This window comes from Cupriavidus sp. USMAA2-4, from assembly GCF_001854305.1.
Lineage (GTDB): Bacteria > Pseudomonadota > Gammaproteobacteria > Burkholderiales > Burkholderiaceae > Cupriavidus > Cupriavidus malaysiensis.
The window spans coordinates 124,284-140,246 of the sequence record NZ_CP017748.1; the positions used below are offsets into that span (position 1 = coordinate 124,284).

The window sequence follows — 15,963 nt, forward strand, 5'->3', positions numbered from 1 at the left end:
GCGATGGAACATTCACGCTTCAACCTGTCGCGCTGGGCGCTGGAGCACCAGCCGCTGACGCGCTACCTGCTGGTGGTGCTGATGATCGCCGGCATGCTGGCCTTCTTCCGCCTGGGCCAGGACGAGGATCCGCCCTTCACCTTCCGCGTGATGGTGGTGCAGGCCTACTGGCCGGGCGCCACGGCCGAGCAGATCGCCGTGCAGGTGACCGACAAGATCGAGCGCCAGCTGCAGGAGGTGCCCTACGCGGACAAGATCCGCAGCTTCTCCAAGCCCGGCGAAACCACCATCATCTTCCAGCTCAAGGACACCTCGCCGGCGGCCGATACCGCGCGCATCTGGTACACCGTGCGCAAGAAGGTGGGGGATATCGCCCCGACGCTGCCGGCCGGGGTGCGCGGCCCCTTCTTCAACGACGAGTTCGGCGACGTCTACGGCTCTATCTACGCGCTGTCCTCGGATGGCTTCAACTACAAGGAACTGCGCGAGTATGCCGACCTGGTGCGCCAGCAACTGCTGCGCGTGCCGTCCGTGGCCAAGGTATCGCTGCTGGGGCTGCAGGACGAGAAGGTCTATATCGACTTCAACCAGACGCGGCTGGCCCAGCTCGGCCTGGACATCAATGCCATCGCCGACCAGATCGGCCAGCAGAACAACCTGAACGGCAGCGGCGTGCTGGTCACGCCCACCGACAACGTGCAGGTGCGCGTGTCCGGCCAGTTCGGCAACGTGGCCGACCTGGAGAAGCTGGTGCTGCGCGGTCCCGACGGCGTGGCCAATATCCGCCTGGGCGACATCGCGCACGTCTACCGCGGCTACGTTGATCCGCCGCAGGGCAAGATGCGCTTCAACGGCAAGGAGGTGATCGGCCTGGGCATCTCGATGGCCAAGGGCGGCGACATCATCGCCCTGGGCAAGGACCTGCGCCAGACCATGGACACGCTGCGCGCGCAGCTGCCGGTGGGCGTGGAGATCAACCAGGTGCAGGACCAGCCCGAGGCGGTGCAGCACTCGGTGGGCGAGTTCGTGCACGTGCTGATCGAGGCCGTGGTGGTGGTGCTGGGCGTCAGCTTCCTCTCGCTGGGCCTGCACCGGCGCCCGCTGCGGCTGGACCCGCGCCCGGGCCTGGTGGTGGCGCTGACCATCCCGCTGGTGCTGGCGGTGACCTTCCTCTTCATGGCGATGTTCGGCATCGGCCTGCACAAGATCTCGCTGGGCGCGCTGATCGTGGCCCTGGGCCTGCTGGTGGACGATGCCATCATCGCGGTCGAGATGATGGTGCGCAAGCTGGAGCAGGGCCTGTCCAAGATGGACGCGGCCACCTATGCCTACAGTTCCACGGCGATGCCGATGCTGACCGGCACGCTGATCACCGCGGCCGGCTTCCTGCCGGTGGGGCTGGCCCGCTCGACGGTGGGCGAGTACACCTTCGCCATCTTCGCGGTGACGGCGCTGGCGCTGGTGCTGTCCTGGCTGGCGGCGGTGTACTTCACGCCCTACCTGGGCTACCTGCTGCTGAAGACGCGCCCGGCCGCGGCGGCCGGCGGCGGCGCGCCGGGCGGCGAGCATGAAGTCTTCGACACCCCGCTGTACGAGCGTTTCCGGCGCGTGGTCGACTGGTGCGTGACCTGGCGCAAATCGGTCATCGCGGTCACGCTGGCGCTGTTCGCGCTGGGCCTGTACGCCTTCCAGTTCGTCGAGCGCCAGTTCTTCCCCGACTCCAGCCGTCCCGAGCTGATGGTGGAGCTGTGGCTGCCCGAGGGCGCCAGCTTCGCCCAGACCGAGGCCGAGGCCAAGCGCTTCGAGCGCGCGCTGCGCGGCGATGCGCAGATCGAGAGCGTGACGACCTTCGTCGGCAGCGGCACGCCGCGTTTCTACCTGCCGCTGGACCAGATCTTCCCGCAGAGCAATGTGGCGCAGCTGATCGTGATGCCGACCAGCCTGGCCGAGCGCGCGGCGCTGCGGGCGCGCCTGCAGCGCCTGCTGGCCACCGACTTCGCCCAGCTGCGCGGGCGCGTCAAGCTGCTGCCGAACGGCCCGCCGGTGGCCTATCCGGTGCAGTTCCGCGTGATCGGGCCGGAGGCGGCCGGGGTGCGGCGCCTGGCGGATCAGGTGCGCGCGCAGATGGAAGCCAACCCCAACACCGTCGGCGTCAACGACAACTGGAACGAGAGCGTCAAGATGCTGCGCCTGGAAGTGGACCAGGACAAGGCGCGTGCGCTCGGCGTGACCACCGGTGCCATCGCGCGGGCCACGCAGACGGTGCTGAGCGGCGTGACGGTGGGCCAGTACCGCGATGGCGACAAGCTGATCGACATCGTCATGCGTGCCGCGCGCGACGAGCGCGATGCCATGTCGGACCTGAACAATGCGCTGGTGCCGACCACCAGCGGCCGCGTGGTGCCGCTCACGCAGCTGGCCCGCATCACGCTGCGCTCGGAGCCGGGCGTGGTGTGGCGCGAGAACCGCGACTTCGGCGTGACCGTGCAGGCCGACGTGGCCGACGGCATCCAGGGCCCGACCGTGGCCGCCCAGCTCAAGCCCGGGCTGGACAAGCTGCGCGCCGGGCTGCCGGCCGGCTACCGCATCGAAGTGGCCGGCGCCGAGGAGGAAAGCGGCAAGGCGGTGGGCTCGATCGCGGCGCAGATGCCGCTGTGCCTGTTCCTGATCTTCACCCTGCTGATGTTGCAGATGCACAGCTTCTCGCGCGCGCTGATGGTCTTCCTGACCGGCCCGCTCGGCCTGATCGGCGCCGCCGGCACGCTGCTGCTGCTGCGCGCGCCGATGGGCTTCGTGGCGCAGCTCGGCATCACTGCGCTGCTGGGCATGATCATCCGCAACTCGGTGATCCTGGTCGACCAGATCGAGCAGGACCGGCGCGCCGGCGTGCCGGCCTGGAACGCCATCGTCGAATCGGCGGTGCGCCGCTGCCGGCCCATCGTGCTGACCGCGGCGGCGGCCGTGCTGGCCATGATCCCGCTGTCGCGCTCGGTGTTCTGGGGGCCGATGGCGGTGGCCATCATGGGCGGCCTGATCGTGGCCACGGTGCTGACGCTGCTGTTCCTGCCGGCGCTGTACGCGGCCTGGTTCCGCGTGCGGCGCCCGGAAGACGAGGGCACGCACGCGTCCGCCACCGCCCGCGGGCAGCGCCCGGCGGGGGGCGCCGCCGCACCGGAGCCGGCGCAGGGCTGAAGCGGTAGTGCAGACGGAGGCGGGCATCGGCCTGCCGCTGCCGCGCCGGCCGTTCGGCCGTTCAGAAGGGTTTCAGATGGGTTTGTCGCCGATGATGGTGGCGCGCATCATGCGCCGCACGGCCGGGAAGTAGTCCTGGATGGCGTAGTGCTGGGTGGCACGGTTGTCCCAGAAGGCAATGGTGTTGGGGCGCCAGCGCAGCCGCATCTGGTACTCGGGGATGGCGGCCTGGCGGAACAGGTATTGCAGCAGTTCCAGCTCGGCCACGCGGAAATCGAAGCCGACGCGCACCTCGGCCTTCTCGCCGAAGTTGACCAGGTGGGTGGTGAAGGCCTCGTTGACGTAGAGGATCTTCTCGCCGCTCTCCGGGTGGGTGCGCACCACCGGATGGACGGCGACGGGAAAGCGCTGGCGGTTCTCCTCGCGCTGCTGCGGCGTCATGCGCGTGCCGAAGGCCGGCATGATGTCGTGCGCCGCGTACAGGCCGTCGATGCGGCTCTTCATCTCCTGCGGCAATTGCGCATAGGCATGCGCCATGTTGACCCACAGCGTGTCGCCGCCGGCCACGGGGCATTCCACGCAGCGCAGCATCGACGCCATCGACGGTACCTCCCGCCAGGAAACATCGCTGTGATAGATGTTCTCGCGCGCCTTGTTCTGCTCGCTGCCGCCCAGCAGCACCAGTTCTGGATGTTCCGGATGCCGGGGGAAGACCGGGTGGATCTCCAGTTCGCCGAAGCGGCGCGCCACCGCCACGTGTGCCGCGGGGCTGATGTCCTGGTCGCGGAAGACCAGCACCTTGTGGCGTACCAGCGCCTCGCGCAGCGCTGCGCTGGTGGCCTCGTCCGGTGTCACGCTCAGGTCGATGTTGCCGATCTCGGCGCCGATCACCGGTGTGATCGGCGTGACGGTGAACGATGCCTTGAGGGGGCCGGCGCGCACGACGGCGGGGGCCGCGGCCGGGGTCGGCGTCGAGGTCGGTTGCTCCAGGGTGGCAGCGTTGCTCATGGTCCCAGGGTCTCCATAGGTAGGGTTTTGCCGCCGGGCCGTGCCGCCCGTGCGGGACGGCAGGACTCGCGGGATGAATTGGTAATCGGTATTATCTTTTGAATTGATAGTATGAAATACCATTTGTTCGGTCAAGACCGGATCGGGAAGGGAAAACCATGACGAAAGCGATGACGAAAGCGCCGGCTGCGGCGGACGGCTTCGCCCCGCTGGATGGCCAGGCCGGCTTCACCCCGCCGCGTTATTCGCGCGGCAAGCGCACCGCCGATGCCCTGCTCGAATCGGGCCGGCAATTGCTGCGCACGCGCACTCTGGACGGCATGACGGTGGAGGAGTTGTGCGCCGGGGCGCACGTCACCACGGGCGCCTTCTATCGCCGCTTCGACAGCAAGGACGCCTTCTTCAAGGCGCTGCAGGCGCTGACCATCGAGGCCTCGGCAGCGGAGCGCGGCCCGGTGGCGGGGGAGCTCGATGCCGGCGAGTGGGACCTGGAGGAGGGCATCGCGCTGATCGTCCGCTCGATGCGCAGCTGGTACTGCCGCCATGAGGGCGTGGTGCGAGCCTCGCAGATGCAGCGCGGGCGCGATCCGCAGAGCTGGGATGCGATCCGCCAGCTCGGCCGCGACTACGTCGACGCCTTGGTCCCCCGCGTGATGCGCCTGCGCGGCCTGCCGGCGCCGGTGCGGGACGAGCCGGGCGGGCTGCGCATCCGCTTCGCCTTCCAGCTCCTGTTCGGCGCGCTGAACAATGCGGTGATCAACAACCCCGGTCCGCTCGGGCTGGAGGATGCGGCGATGGAGACGGAGCTGGCGCGGGCGGTCTGTGCCTACCTGCGCGCCGCCTAGCTCCACCTGGCGCTGCCTTTGGCCGGCCCCCGGCTAAGCCAGCGCCCCCGTGGCGGCCGCGGCCTCGGCGCCCGCCGCTTCCAGCCAGGCCAGGAAGCTGCCGATGGCCTCGTCGCCGGCACGGCGGGCGGACACGTAGGCGTAGTAGCGCCAGGGCGGCAGCACGGGGCCGCGGAAGGGAAAGACCAGGCGGCCTTCCTTGACGTCCAGCGCCACCAGCGCGGTCGGGCCCATGGCCACGCCGAGCCCGTCGAGGGCGGCCTGCAGCGTCAGGTAGAAGTGCTCCAGCTGCAGCGACTGGCGCGGCACCAGGCCGCCGTTGCCGCTGGCCTCGAGCCATTCCGACCACATGCCGGGATAGGTCGCCGAGTGCAGCAGGGTGTGGCCGGCGAGATCGGCAGGGCGGCGCAGCGGCAGGGTTTCCAGCAAGCGCGGCGAGCAGACCGGCAGGCGCCCTTCGGCGAGGAACTCGCGCGCGACATAGCCGTCGGCCTGCTGGTCGCCGCCGCGGATGGCGATGTCGACTTCATCGCGGATCTTGCCGACGGGGGCGTTCGAGGTGGTCAGCCGCACTTCGACGGCGGGATGGGCGAGCTGGAACTCCGACAGCCGCGGCAACAGCCAGCGCAGCGCGAAGGTGGTCGGCGCGTTGACGCGGATGACCTGCCGGCGCGCCGCCTGGACCTGCTCGCTGGTGGCCAGCGCGATGCGGTCGAAGGCGGCCGTGATTTCGGCCAGGTAGGCGCGTCCCGGTGCCGTCAGCGCAACCCGGCGGCCGTGCCGCAGGAACAGTGCATGGCCGATCCAGTCCTCGAGCTGGGCCACGTGCCGGCTCACCGCGCCGTGCGTGACGCACAGCTCCGCGGCGGCGGCGCTGAAGCTCTCGTGCCGTGCGGCGGCTTCGAACACTTTCAGGGAATTGAGGGGCGGCAGGCGGCGGGCCATGGCGTCGATGCGCTTCCTTGCTTGTGATTTTTCCTGACAAAGAGCCCCAGTTTATATCGTTTTGACGAACAAGCCAGCACCGATATAGTTCGTCCGAAGGCAAGGCCGGCCTTCTCAACTATGTCTGAAAACCTGACCAAGCAAGTGGAGGTGCCGCCATGTCGAACGTGGTAGTCGTGGGTGCTCAATGGGGCGATGAGGGAAAAGGCCGGATCGTCGACTGGCTGGCGGAGCGGGCCGATATCGTGGCGCGCTACAACGGCGGGCATAACGCCGGCCACACCCTGGTGGTGGACGGCAAGACCTACAAGCTCGCCCTGCTGCCCAGCGGCGTGGTGCGCGGCAAGCTGGGGCTGATCGGCAACGGCGTGGCAGTGGATCCCGAGGCGCTGCTGGCCGAGATCGGACGCATGCAGGCGCTGGGCGTGGAGGTCACGCCGCAGACGCTGCGCGTGGCCGAGACCGCCACGCTGGTGCTGCCGATCCATCGCGCCATCGACGCCGCCCAGGAGGGGCTGCGCGCCAAGCCGATCGGCACCACGCTGCGCGGCATCGGTCCGGCCTACGAGGACAAGGTCGGGCGGCGCGGGCTGCGCGTCTGCGACCTGGGCGAGCCCGAACTGCTGGCGGACAAGCTGGAGCAGTTGCTGCGCCATCACAATGCGTGGTTCCGCGGCCTGGGCCTGGAGCCCTTCGCGCTGGAGCCGATGCTGCAAGGGCTGCTGGCCCTGGCGCCGCGTATCCTGCCCTTCGCCGGCCCGGTCTGGCACCTGCTGGACCGCGCCCATGCCGACGGCCGGCGCACCGTGTTCGAAGGGTCGCAGGCCGTGATGCTCGATGTGGATTGGGGCAGCTATCCCTTCGTCACCTCGTCGACCACCATTGCCGCGGGCGCCGCCACCGGCACCGGGGTGTCGCCGGCGCGGATCGGGCGGGTGCTGGGGGTCAGCAAGGTCTACGCCACGCGGGTCGGCGAGGGACCGTTCCCCACCGAGCAGGCCGGCGGACTGGGCGAACTGCTGCGCGAGCGCGGGCGCGAGTTCGGCGTCAACACCGGGCGCCCGCGCCGCTGCGGCTGGCTGGACGCGGCGCTGCTGCGGCAGGGTGTCAAGGTGGCGGGCATCGATGCCCTGGCGCTGACCAAGATCGACGTGCTGGACGGCTTCGAAGCGATCGATGTGTGCGTGGGCTACGAACTCGACGGGCAGCGGCTGGATCATGCGCCGGCCAGCCTGGCCGCGCAGCGGCGCGCCGTGCCCGTCTACCGCCGCTTCGCCGGCTGGGAGCAGCCGACCCAGGGCGTGCGCTCGCTCGACCGCCTGCCGGCACAGGCGCTGGCGCTGGTGCGGGGGATCGAGGAGATCGTCGGCGTGCCCGTGGACATCGTCACCACCGGACCGGAACGCGACGACACGATCGTGATCCGCGATCCGTTCGCGGGCTGAGGTCCGCGCTCCGGCGCGCCTAGGCGAGCCGGAGCCCGGGTGCCGCGGCGAAGGTGCGCAAGGCGGCGGGCAGCGCGTCCATGTCGGACGGGCCAAGCGTGGTCGCCGCGCCCGCGCAGATGGATGCCACCGTCTCGCGCGCCATGCTCACCACGGCCCGCGCCGCCGGCCGCAGCGCGACGCTGCGGCTGGTGCCCAGGCCGCACCTTGCGACGAGGCCGATCTTCTCCAGCGTCAACACGCGCTTCAGCACCGCCGAGCGCTGCAAGCCTAGCGGCGTCATCAGTTCCGCCAGGGCGGACTGGCCGCCGGAACTGTCCAGGTGGTCCAGCAAGGCGAAGTCGGTCAAGCCGATGCCGTGTCGCCGTCCCAGTTCATCGTCGAGCTTGAGGCGCAGGCCGGCATGGGCGCGCTGGATGGCGAGGCCCAGCGCCAGCGCGGCGGCATGCATGGCCGTGTCCATGGCTGCGTTCATGGCTGCGCTCCCGGCGCGCCGTAGCCCGGCGCCTGCGCGCACGACAGTTCCTGGCGCCACAGTTCGACCAGGGCCGCCAGTTCCTGCGCCGCATCGAAGGCAGGGTCGTCGCGCGGCTTGACCCGGTCCACCACCTCGAAGACGAAGCCGGGTTCGCCGTGCTCCGCCCAGTCCTGGCGCAGCAGCGCATCCGCATGGGCGCCGAGCTTGAGTTCGAAGCGATGCCGGTTGAGCGCGGCCTGCGCGTCGTTGCTGCCGGCGACCAGCAGGCGGCCGTTCACCAGGTTGCGGATGGCGTAGACGCCGGCGCGGGTCGGGGTCTCCAGGTACTGCCGCTTGAGTTCGCGCCGGTGCTGGTTCATGGCCTCTCCTGGCCGGTGCCGGGGGCCGGCTGCGCGGCAGGGCCGGGGCCGAGGCTGGCGGGTGGGGGTGGACGCAGGCGCGTCAGGGCGGGTGTCATAGCAGGTGCTCCAGGTTGGGAGCGTCAATTATTACCCGGGTAATAATAAACGGTCAATAACACCCGGGTAAATTTTGGGTTGCGTGTGGCCACCGGCATCCTGGCGGTGAGGCGCCGTTCGCCCACGCAATGCCCACGCAATGCCCGCGCAATGCCCGCGCAATGCCCTCGCAAGGTCTGGCAGGGCCGGCGCGGGCGCGTTCAGGCCTCTCAGGCCACCGCCAGGGCGTGCGAAAAGTGGTCGATGAAGGAGCGGACCTTCGGCGCCAGGTACTTGCGGCTGGTGTACACGGCATACAGGGTGATCGGCGCCAGTTCGTGGTCGGGCAGCACGCGCACCAGGCTTCCCGCGGCCAGGTCCGCTTCCACCAGCCAGGCCGGCAGGAAGGCGATCCCCATGCCGGCCTGCACCGCGCGGTGGGCCAGGCTGGTGTCGTCGGTCTTCAGGCTGGGCCGCAGGCGCACCGCCACCTGGCCCTGGGGGCCGCGCAGGGTCGCGTTCTCGCGGCTGGTGTAGGTCGGCAGCACGGCATCGTAGCGCGCGATGTCGGCGGCCTTGGCCGGCCAGCCATGCCGGTCGAGGAAGGCGCGGCTGGCGACGAGGTGGAAGTCGATGGGACAGATCGGCCGGGCGATCAGCGCGGGCGAGGGGGCGTCGGTGGCGCGCAGCGCCACGTCATAGCCCTCGTGGACCAGGTCGACCTTCTGGTTCTCCAGGCGCAGGTCCACCAGCACGCTGGGGTAGCGCCGCCGGTAGTCGGCCAGCGCGTCGACGAAGCGGGCGCTGGCGCACCACACCGGAGCTGTCACCTTCAAGGTGCCGCGCGGCGCGGCGGCGCTCTGGCTGACGGCGGCATCGGCCGCGTCCATGATCTCCAGTGCTTCGCAGCACTGGGCGTAGTAGAGTTCGCCGGCTTCGGTCAGGCTCTGGTGGCGGCTGGTGCGGTTCAGCAGGCGGGCGCCGAGGCGGCGCTCCAGGGCGGCGACGTGCTTGCTGGCCATGGCGGTGGACATGGCGAGCTTGTCGGCAGCGGCGGCAAAGCTGCCGCGCTCGACGATCTCGCGGAAGACCCGCAGGCTGAGCAGGGTGTCCATATCGTTTCCTGTGAGGAAACATTCAGTCTACCAGCGGGCTCTCGATCTACTGCGGGTGGATGGGTATCATGACCATCCTTCGGATCTCGCTGATCTGTCTCGCTTCTCCACCTTCCCGGTCCTTTCTGCCGTCCCAGCCGTCCCATGCCCACGAGATCGAGCGCACCTGCCGCGCAGCAGCCGGCCCTTTCCAACCAGTCGCCGCGCATCGACACCTTCCGTGTGCTGTTCGGCGTCGGCGTCGCGGCCATCCTGGCGCTGCTGGCGCTCGACACGCCCTGGCTGCGGACCGCGAGCCCTGTCTTCGTCGGGGCACTGCTTGCGCTGGCCGGATTGGCGGCGGCCGCCTCGGCCCGCTCGGCGCTGGTCCTGCTGACGGCCGGCTGCCCGCTGATCGCCGCGCTCGCCATGGTCGCGAGCTGTGTGCGCGGATTCAGCGGCTGATCGGACAATTGACCTGGCGGCCCGCTCCCGGCCTGCCGGCGCGCGCCGGCACGGGGGAGGCTTCGATGCCGGTGGCGCACCGGCCCGCTCACTGAATGGCTTGAACCATGTACAGGAAAGGTACCGTCCTAGAACTGCAGTTTTCGCCGGGCCGTCTCAACGACGGCGCCGGCGATCCCTTCTGGATCGATCTGTCGGCCGAGGAGGCCGCACGCCTGCTCGACTTGCTGCAGGCGAGGCTGCAGCCGGGCAGGCCCGACACCGAGCCGCCCGCCGTGTTCGCCCTGGATGGCACGATGCCGGCCGCTGCGGAGGCGTCGGATGGCACGGACGCGCCGGTTTCCGCCGGCGCAGCGGACGGCTTCCAGCAGTGGATCTGCCTGATCTGCGGCTGGGTGTACGACGAAGCCGCCGGCCTGCCCGAGGAAGGCATCGCGCCGGGGACACGCTGGGCGGATGTCCCGGAGGACTGGCGCTGCCCGCTGTGCGACGTCGGCAAGGAAGACTTCGCCATGGTGCCGTTCTGAGCGCGCACCCGCCGGCAGTCAGTGCCGGCGGGTGCGCCGCGCCGGTCAGCCGGCCAGCGCTGTCATCAGGCGCGCGGCGGCGGCGATCAGGCTGCGGTCGCTGCCTGCCGGTCCCATCAGCGACAGGCCCATCGGCGCGCCGTCGCGGCCCGACAACGGCAGGCTGAGCTGGGGAAAGCCCGTCAGCGGCGCCAGGCACAGCAGGTGGGCGGCCTGCGTGCGGTAGTCCTCCAGCGCTTCGATCGGCGTATCGGCCAGCGGGGCGATGTCGGGCATGGCCGGCATCAGCAGGATGCCGTCGTTGCCCAGCAGGCGGCCGAGGTGGGTGGTGAAGGCCCGGCGCGCGGCGCTGGATGCCTCGAACTGCGCCGCCGTCACCGCTTTCGAGAAGCGGAAGCGCCCCGCCACGTCGGGCCCCAGCTTCAGCCCGTACTGTTCGATCAGCGCGCCGTCGGCTTGCCAGGCCTCCCAGCCCTGCACGTAGCGGAAGGCCCAGTACAGCTCGGACAGCGGCCGGTCGGCCACGCTGACGGCGGTGACCGGTGCCACCTCGCTGTCGAGGCGGGCCAGCAGCGGGCGCAGGACGGCCTGGGCGGCCGGTTCGGCCAGCTCCAGCAGATCCTGCGCCAGCAGCAGGCGCGGCGCGCCGGCCAGCGGCGCCGTATCGTCGCCCAGCAGCACCTCGGCCACGCGCGCGAACGTGGCCATGTCGCGCGCGAAGAAACCGCAGGTATCCAGGCTTTCGCTCAGCGGCAGGCAGCGCGCCAGCGAGATGCGGCCATGGGTGGGGCGGATGCCGAGGAGGCCGCAGTGGCTGGCGGGCGCGCGCACCGAGCCGCCGGTATCGGTGCCGAGCGCGAAATCGCACAGTCCGTGCGATACCGCCGAGGCCGAACCGGAGGACGAGCCGCCCGTGATGCGATCCGGGGCGGCCCCGTTGACCGGCGCACCGTAGTGGGCGTTCTGCCCGTTCATCGAGAAGGCGAGCTCGTCGGTATGGGTCTTGCCGACGAAGGCCGCGCCCGCGTCGAGCAGGGCCTGCACGGTGGGCGCGGTGGCCTGCTTGATGCCGGACAGGGCCAGCACATGGGGATTGCCGCCGCCGGTGGGGAAGCCGGCGACGTCGAACAGATCCTTGACGGCGAAGCGCAGGCCGCGCAGCGGGCCGCTGGAGGCGTGCGGCACGGCGGCGGGCGGGTAGGGCAGGAAGGCGCGCGAGGGGTGGGTGGCCAGGGTCATCGGAGTCAGTCGGTCAGATCGGGCGAGGGGTTGCGGGACGGCGGGCAGGCCCGCCGGGGTCGGATGGCGCGGCACGGCCGCCGGATCACGCGGCAGCGGCGGCGGCCGGCGCTTGCGCAGCCGCGGCACCGCCCACCAGCACGCAGCTCACGCGATGGCCGCCGCCCAGGTCCACGGTGGGTGGAACCTGCCGCAGGCAGTCCGGGCGCGCCTGCGCGCAGCGCGGCGCGAAGCTGCAGCCGGGCGGCAGCGCCGACAGGTCGGGCGGCGAGCCGGGAATGGCTTCGAGCGGCTTGCCGCGTTCCAGGCCGTGCTGGCGGCTGCGCAGCAGCGCGGCCGTGTAGGGGTGGCGCGGCGTGTGCAGCAGCGTGCGGATCGGGCCTTCCTCGACGATGCGTCCGCCGTACATCACCGCCACGCGGTCGGCGATCTCCACCGCGGCGCCGATGTCGTGCGTGACGAAGACGATGGACAGGCCCAGCTCGCGCTGCAGTTCGCGCAGCAGGATCAGCACCTGGATCTGCACGGTGGCATCCAGCGCGGTGGTCGGCTCGTCGGCCAGCAGGATGCGCGGCTGCGCGCTCAGCGCCAGCGCGATCATCGCGCGCTGGCGCATGCCGCCGGACAGTTCATGCGGATAGGCGGCCAGGCGCCGCTCGGGGCTGGGTATGCGCACCGCCTCCAGGGCGGCCAGCGCGCGCCGGCGTGCCTCGGCCGCGCTGACCTTGCCGTGGGCGCGGATGCACTCCTCGATCTGCTGGCCGATGGTATAGACCGGATCGAGCGCCAGCAGCGGTTCCTGGAACACCATCGCCACCGTGCCGCCGCGCAGCCGTGCCAGCGCGCGCTTGTCCATGGCCAGCACGTCGTCGCCGCCGACGCGGATCTCGCCTTGCAGGCGGGTGCGGCGCGGCGGGTGCAGGCGCATCAGCGCGCGCAGGGTCACGCTCTTGCCCGAGCCGGATTCGCCGATCAGCGCCAGCGCCTCGCCCGGCGCGACCTCCAGCGAGACACCGTTGACGGCCTCGATGGTCTTGCCGCCGGCGGCAAAGGCCACGCGCAGGTCGCGCACGCGGATGGCCGGGGCGCCCGCGGCAGGGAGGGGGGATCGTTCGCTCATGGAGACTCCTCAATGCGTGGCAGCGGCCAGCGTGGCGGGGGCTTGCGGTGGCTGCGGTGGCTGCGGTGGCTGCAGCGGTTGCAGCGGTTGCAGCGGACGCGAGTGGCCGCCGTCGGGCATGGCCATCAGGCAGGCGACCGGGTGGCCGGCCAGCGCCTCGCTCAGCACCGGCGTGCGTTGCGCGCAGGCAGGCTCGGCCATCGCGCAGCGGGGATGGAAGCTGCAACCGGAAGGCGGGTCGATGGGGTTGGGCGGGTCGCCCGCCAGCGGCGGCTGCAGCGTGCGCCGGTCCGGGTCCAGCGACGGCATCGAGGCCAGCAGCGCGCGCGTGTAGGGGTGGGCCGGCCGGGTGAAGAGGGCTTCGGTGGGGCCCACTTCCGCCACCTTGCCCAGGTACATCACCATGACGCGGTCGCACAGGTAGCGCACCACGTTCAGGTCGTGGCTGATGAAGACGTAGGTCAGGTCGAACTCGGCCTTCAGTTCGAGCAGCAGGTTCAGCACCTGGGCCTCGACCGACTTGTCCAGCGCCGAGACTGCCTCGTCGAGGATCACCAGGCGCGGGCGCGGCGCCAGCGCGCGCGCGATATTGACGCGCTGGCGCTGTCCTCCGGACAACTCATGCGGGTAGCGCCCGGCGAAGCGGGCCGGCTCCAGTCCCACGCGCTGCAGCAGGTAGCGCGCGCGCTCGCGCGCCTCGGCCGCCGCCACGCCATGCACGCGCGGGGTGAAGGCGATCGATTCCTCCAGCGTCAGGCGCGGGTTGAGCGAGGCGTAGCTGTCCTGGAACACCATCTGCACCTGGCTGCGGTATTGCTTGAGCGGCAGCCGGGCCGAGCCCACGCCCTGGGCGTCGAAGATCAGCTCGCCGCTGTCCTGGGTGGCGAGCTGCATCAGCAGGCGCGCGGTGGTCGACTTGCCGCAGCCGGACTCGCCGACCACGCCGAGGGTCTCGCCCTTGAGCACGTCGAAGCTGACGCCGTCGACGGCGCGTACCACGCCGGCGCGGCGTCCGGGCAGCGAGGACTTGAGCGGGAAGTGCTTGACCAGGGCGTGCGCGATCACCAGCGGCTGGGCGGGGCCGCCCAGGTCGCGCGCGGCGGCGGGCTCGAGAGGATGGAACGGGGTCAGCATGGCTCAGTCCTTGATTTCCATCGCCGAGCGGATGCCGTCGGCGAGCAGGTTGAAGGAGATCGAGGTCAGGAAGATCATCGCGCCGGGCAGCGCCGCCACCCAGGGCTGGGTGTAGATGGCGGTGCGCAGCGTGTTCAGCATCAGGCCCCACTCCGGCTCCGGCGGCTTCACGCCCAGGCCGAGGAAGGACAGGCCGGAGGCGAGGATCATCGAGACCGAGATCAGTCCGGTGGCATAGACGAAGATCGGCCCCAGCACATTGTTGAGCACGTGGGCGCGCACGATGGTCAGGGCAGGCGCACCGGAGGCGCGCGCGGCGTCGACGAACTCGCGGTTGCGCACCTGGGTGGTGACGCTCTCCGCCACGCGCACGATCTGTGGCACGAAGACGATGGTCAGCGACAGCAGCGCATTGCCGATGCCGGCGCCCAGCGTGCCCGACAGCGCGATGGCCAGCAGCACCGAGGGGAAGGCGTAGAGGATGTCGACCACGCGCATGATGGCGGTATTGGCCCAGCCGCCCGCATAGCCGGCCAGGATGCCCAGCGTGCTGCCGATGACGAAGGCCAGCAGCACCGGCGTGATGCCCATGAAGAGCGACAGGCGGGCGCCCAGCATCAGGCGCGACAGCATGTCGCGGCCGAGCTCGTCGGTGCCGAGCGGGAAATGCTCGGTGCCGATCGGCTTGAGCCGCTTGAGGATGGAAGAAGCATAGGGATCGGCCGGCATCAGGGCCGGGGCGAAGAGGGCCAGCAGCACCAGGGCCAGCAGCACCAGCGCGGCCGCCATGGCCAGCTTGTTGCGCAGCAGGCGGCGGCTCACGCCGGCCCAGTAGCCCGGCGAGTGTTCGATGGCGGCCGGCGGCGCGGCCTTGTTCAGCGTGATTTCCATGGCATGTCCTTGGCTCGGGCGCGTTGCGTCGGCGCGCGCCGGGCCGGTTCGGTTTCCTCGGTCGCTTTTGTCCTTGGTCCTGTCGGTCCTGTCGGCCCTCCTGGCCCTTTCGGTTTTCTCAATTGCGCTGGATGCGCGGGTCGAACAGCGTCTGCAGGGCGTCGACCACCAGGTTCAGCAGCACGAAGAACACCGCCAGCACCAGGATGGTCCCCTGCAGCAGGGGAAAGTCGCGCTGGAAGATGGCGGAGTTGAGCAGGAAGCCGGTGCCGGGCCAGGAGAACACGGTCTCGATCAGGATGGAGCCGCCGAGCAGGTAGCCGAGCTGCAGGCCCATCACGGACAGCGCGGTCGGCGCCACGTTCTTCAGCACGTGGCGGAACACCGCCAGGTCGGACAGGCCGCGCGCGCGCAGGCCGACGATGAATTCGTTGGCGAGGATCTCGGCCACCAGCGCGCGGATGGTGCGCGCCACGATGCCCATCGGGATCACCGACATGGTCAGCGCCGGCAGCAGCATGTACTGCAGATGGTCCCAGTCCCAGCGCCAGTCGCCCGAGCCGTCGGGCCCGGCGCCGGTGGCGGGCAGCCAGCCGAGCAGCACGGAGAACACGATCACCAGCACCATGCCCAGCCAGTAGTGCGGCATGCTGACGCCGACCACCGACAGCAGCGAGGCGGTGCGGTCGGCCACGGTGTTGCGCAGGTAGCCGGCGACGAAGCCGAACAGGCAGCCGAGGCTGAAGCCGATCAGCGTCGCCACGGCGGCCAGCCGGATCGAATTGACCACCGCCTTCGACACTTCGTCCAGCACCGGGCGGCTGGTGGCGATGGAGGTGCCCAGGTCGCCGTGCAGCGCGCGCAGCAGCCAGTGCAGGAATTGGTCGAGGAAGGGTTTGTCGAAGCCGTACAGCGCGGTGATCTGGCGGCGCAGTTCTTCGGAGGCGTCGGGCGGCAGCACCGACACCAGCGGATCGCCGGGCGCGAAGTGGACCAGCGAGAAGCACAGCAAGGCCACCCCGAGCAGGATGGGCAGCGTGTAGAGCAGGCGGCGGAACAGGTAGATCATGATGAATGCCGGCGGGCGCCGGCGCACGGTGGCGCCGGCGCGGGTTGCACGGGTTGCGCGGGGCCGCGGCCAGC

15 protein-coding genes are annotated in these 15,963 nt (G+C 70.7%); 5 read left to right on the top strand and 10 right to left on the bottom strand.

What is annotated here, in order from left to right:
• Positions 1–3: 3 nt before the first annotated feature.
• Positions 4–3,192 (top strand): efflux RND transporter permease subunit, encoded by a 3,189-nt coding sequence (locus tag BKK79_RS00625; protein ID WP_071012975.1) that lies wholly within the window; start codon positions 4–6, stop codon positions 3,190–3,192.
• Positions 3,193–3,264: 72 nt separating this feature from the next.
• Here BKK79_RS00625 and BKK79_RS00630 read toward each other — a convergent pair whose 3' ends face one another.
• Positions 3,265–4,200, bottom strand: coding sequence for a TauD/TfdA dioxygenase family protein (locus BKK79_RS00630; protein WP_084084358.1), 936 nt, complete (start codon positions 4,198–4,200; stop codon positions 3,265–3,267).
• Positions 4,201–4,358: 158 nt separating this feature from the next.
• Here BKK79_RS00630 and BKK79_RS00635 point away from each other — a divergent pair, with 158 nt between their 5' ends.
• Positions 4,359–5,045 carry a TetR/AcrR family transcriptional regulator gene (locus BKK79_RS00635; RefSeq protein ID WP_084084360.1) on the top strand — a complete coding sequence of 229 codons (687 nt, stop codon included), beginning with the start codon at positions 4,359–4,361 and terminating at the stop codon, positions 5,043–5,045.
• Between the two features lie 33 nt (positions 5,046–5,078).
• Here BKK79_RS00635 and gcvA read toward each other — a convergent pair whose 3' ends face one another.
• Entirely contained in the window at positions 5,079–5,990 is a 912-nt protein-coding gene (gcvA, locus tag BKK79_RS00640) for a transcriptional regulator GcvA (protein WP_071012971.1), read from the bottom strand.
• 158 nt (positions 5,991–6,148) lie between these two features.
• Here gcvA and BKK79_RS00645 point away from each other — a divergent pair, with 158 nt between their 5' ends.
• The gene (locus BKK79_RS00645; protein WP_071036768.1) at positions 6,149–7,435 is read left to right on the top strand and encodes an adenylosuccinate synthase; all 1,287 of its coding nucleotides are present in this window, start codon (positions 6,149–6,151) and stop codon (positions 7,433–7,435) included.
• A gap of 19 nt (positions 7,436–7,454) precedes the next feature.
• Here the strand turns inward: BKK79_RS00645 and BKK79_RS00650 are convergent, their stop codons facing one another.
• The 3 genes from BKK79_RS00650 to BKK79_RS00660 form a co-directional block, all read right to left on the bottom strand.
• Positions 7,455–7,910: a MarR family transcriptional regulator gene (locus tag BKK79_RS00650; RefSeq protein WP_157128321.1), complete on the bottom strand. Its 456-nt coding sequence runs from the start codon at positions 7,908–7,910 to the stop codon at positions 7,455–7,457.
• Positions 7,907–8,272, bottom strand: a complete 366-nt coding sequence (locus BKK79_RS00655; RefSeq protein ID WP_071036770.1) for a GIY-YIG nuclease family protein — start codon at positions 8,270–8,272, stop codon at positions 7,907–7,909. Before BKK79_RS00655 ends, BKK79_RS00650 begins: the two co-directional genes overlap by 4 nt.
• 308 nt (positions 8,273–8,580) lie before the next feature.
• Complete coding sequence (locus BKK79_RS00660; RefSeq protein ID WP_071036775.1) at positions 8,581–9,465, bottom strand: LysR family transcriptional regulator; 885 nt, start codon at positions 9,463–9,465, stop codon at positions 8,581–8,583.
• Positions 9,466–9,609: 144 nt separating this feature from the next.
• On the opposite strand from BKK79_RS00660, the gene BKK79_RS00665 reads away from it, so the two are divergent.
• Complete coding sequence (locus tag BKK79_RS00665) at positions 9,610–9,909, top strand: hypothetical protein (protein WP_071012964.1); 300 nt, start codon at positions 9,610–9,612, stop codon at positions 9,907–9,909.
• Positions 9,910–10,016: 107 nt separating this feature from the next.
• Positions 10,017–10,436, top strand: coding sequence for a rubredoxin (locus BKK79_RS42035; RefSeq protein ID WP_083384073.1), 420 nt, complete (start codon positions 10,017–10,019; stop codon positions 10,434–10,436).
• Between the two features lie 45 nt (positions 10,437–10,481).
• Here BKK79_RS42035 and BKK79_RS00675 read toward each other — a convergent pair whose 3' ends face one another.
• The 5 genes from BKK79_RS00675 to BKK79_RS00695 form a co-directional block, all read right to left on the bottom strand.
• Positions 10,482–11,675 (bottom strand): amidase, encoded by a 1,194-nt coding sequence (locus BKK79_RS00675; protein ID WP_071038372.1) that lies wholly within the window; start codon positions 11,673–11,675, stop codon positions 10,482–10,484.
• A gap of 85 nt (positions 11,676–11,760) precedes the next feature.
• Positions 11,761–12,795 (bottom strand): ABC transporter ATP-binding protein, encoded by a 1,035-nt coding sequence (locus BKK79_RS00680; protein ID WP_071012963.1) that lies wholly within the window; start codon positions 12,793–12,795, stop codon positions 11,761–11,763.
• Positions 12,796–12,804: 9 nt separating this feature from the next.
• Entirely contained in the window at positions 12,805–13,929 is a 1,125-nt protein-coding gene (locus BKK79_RS00685) for an ABC transporter ATP-binding protein (RefSeq protein WP_084084364.1), read from the bottom strand.
• A 3-nt stretch (positions 13,930–13,932) separates the two neighbouring features.
• On the bottom strand, positions 13,933–14,820 hold the full coding sequence (locus BKK79_RS00690; RefSeq protein ID WP_071012959.1) for an ABC transporter permease: 888 nt from the start codon (positions 14,818–14,820) through the stop codon (positions 13,933–13,935).
• Positions 14,821–14,938: 118 nt separating this feature from the next.
• Positions 14,939–15,889 carry an ABC transporter permease gene (locus tag BKK79_RS00695; protein WP_071036777.1) on the bottom strand — a complete coding sequence of 317 codons (951 nt, stop codon included), beginning with the start codon at positions 15,887–15,889 and terminating at the stop codon, positions 14,939–14,941.
• Positions 15,890–15,963: the final 74 nt, after the last annotated feature.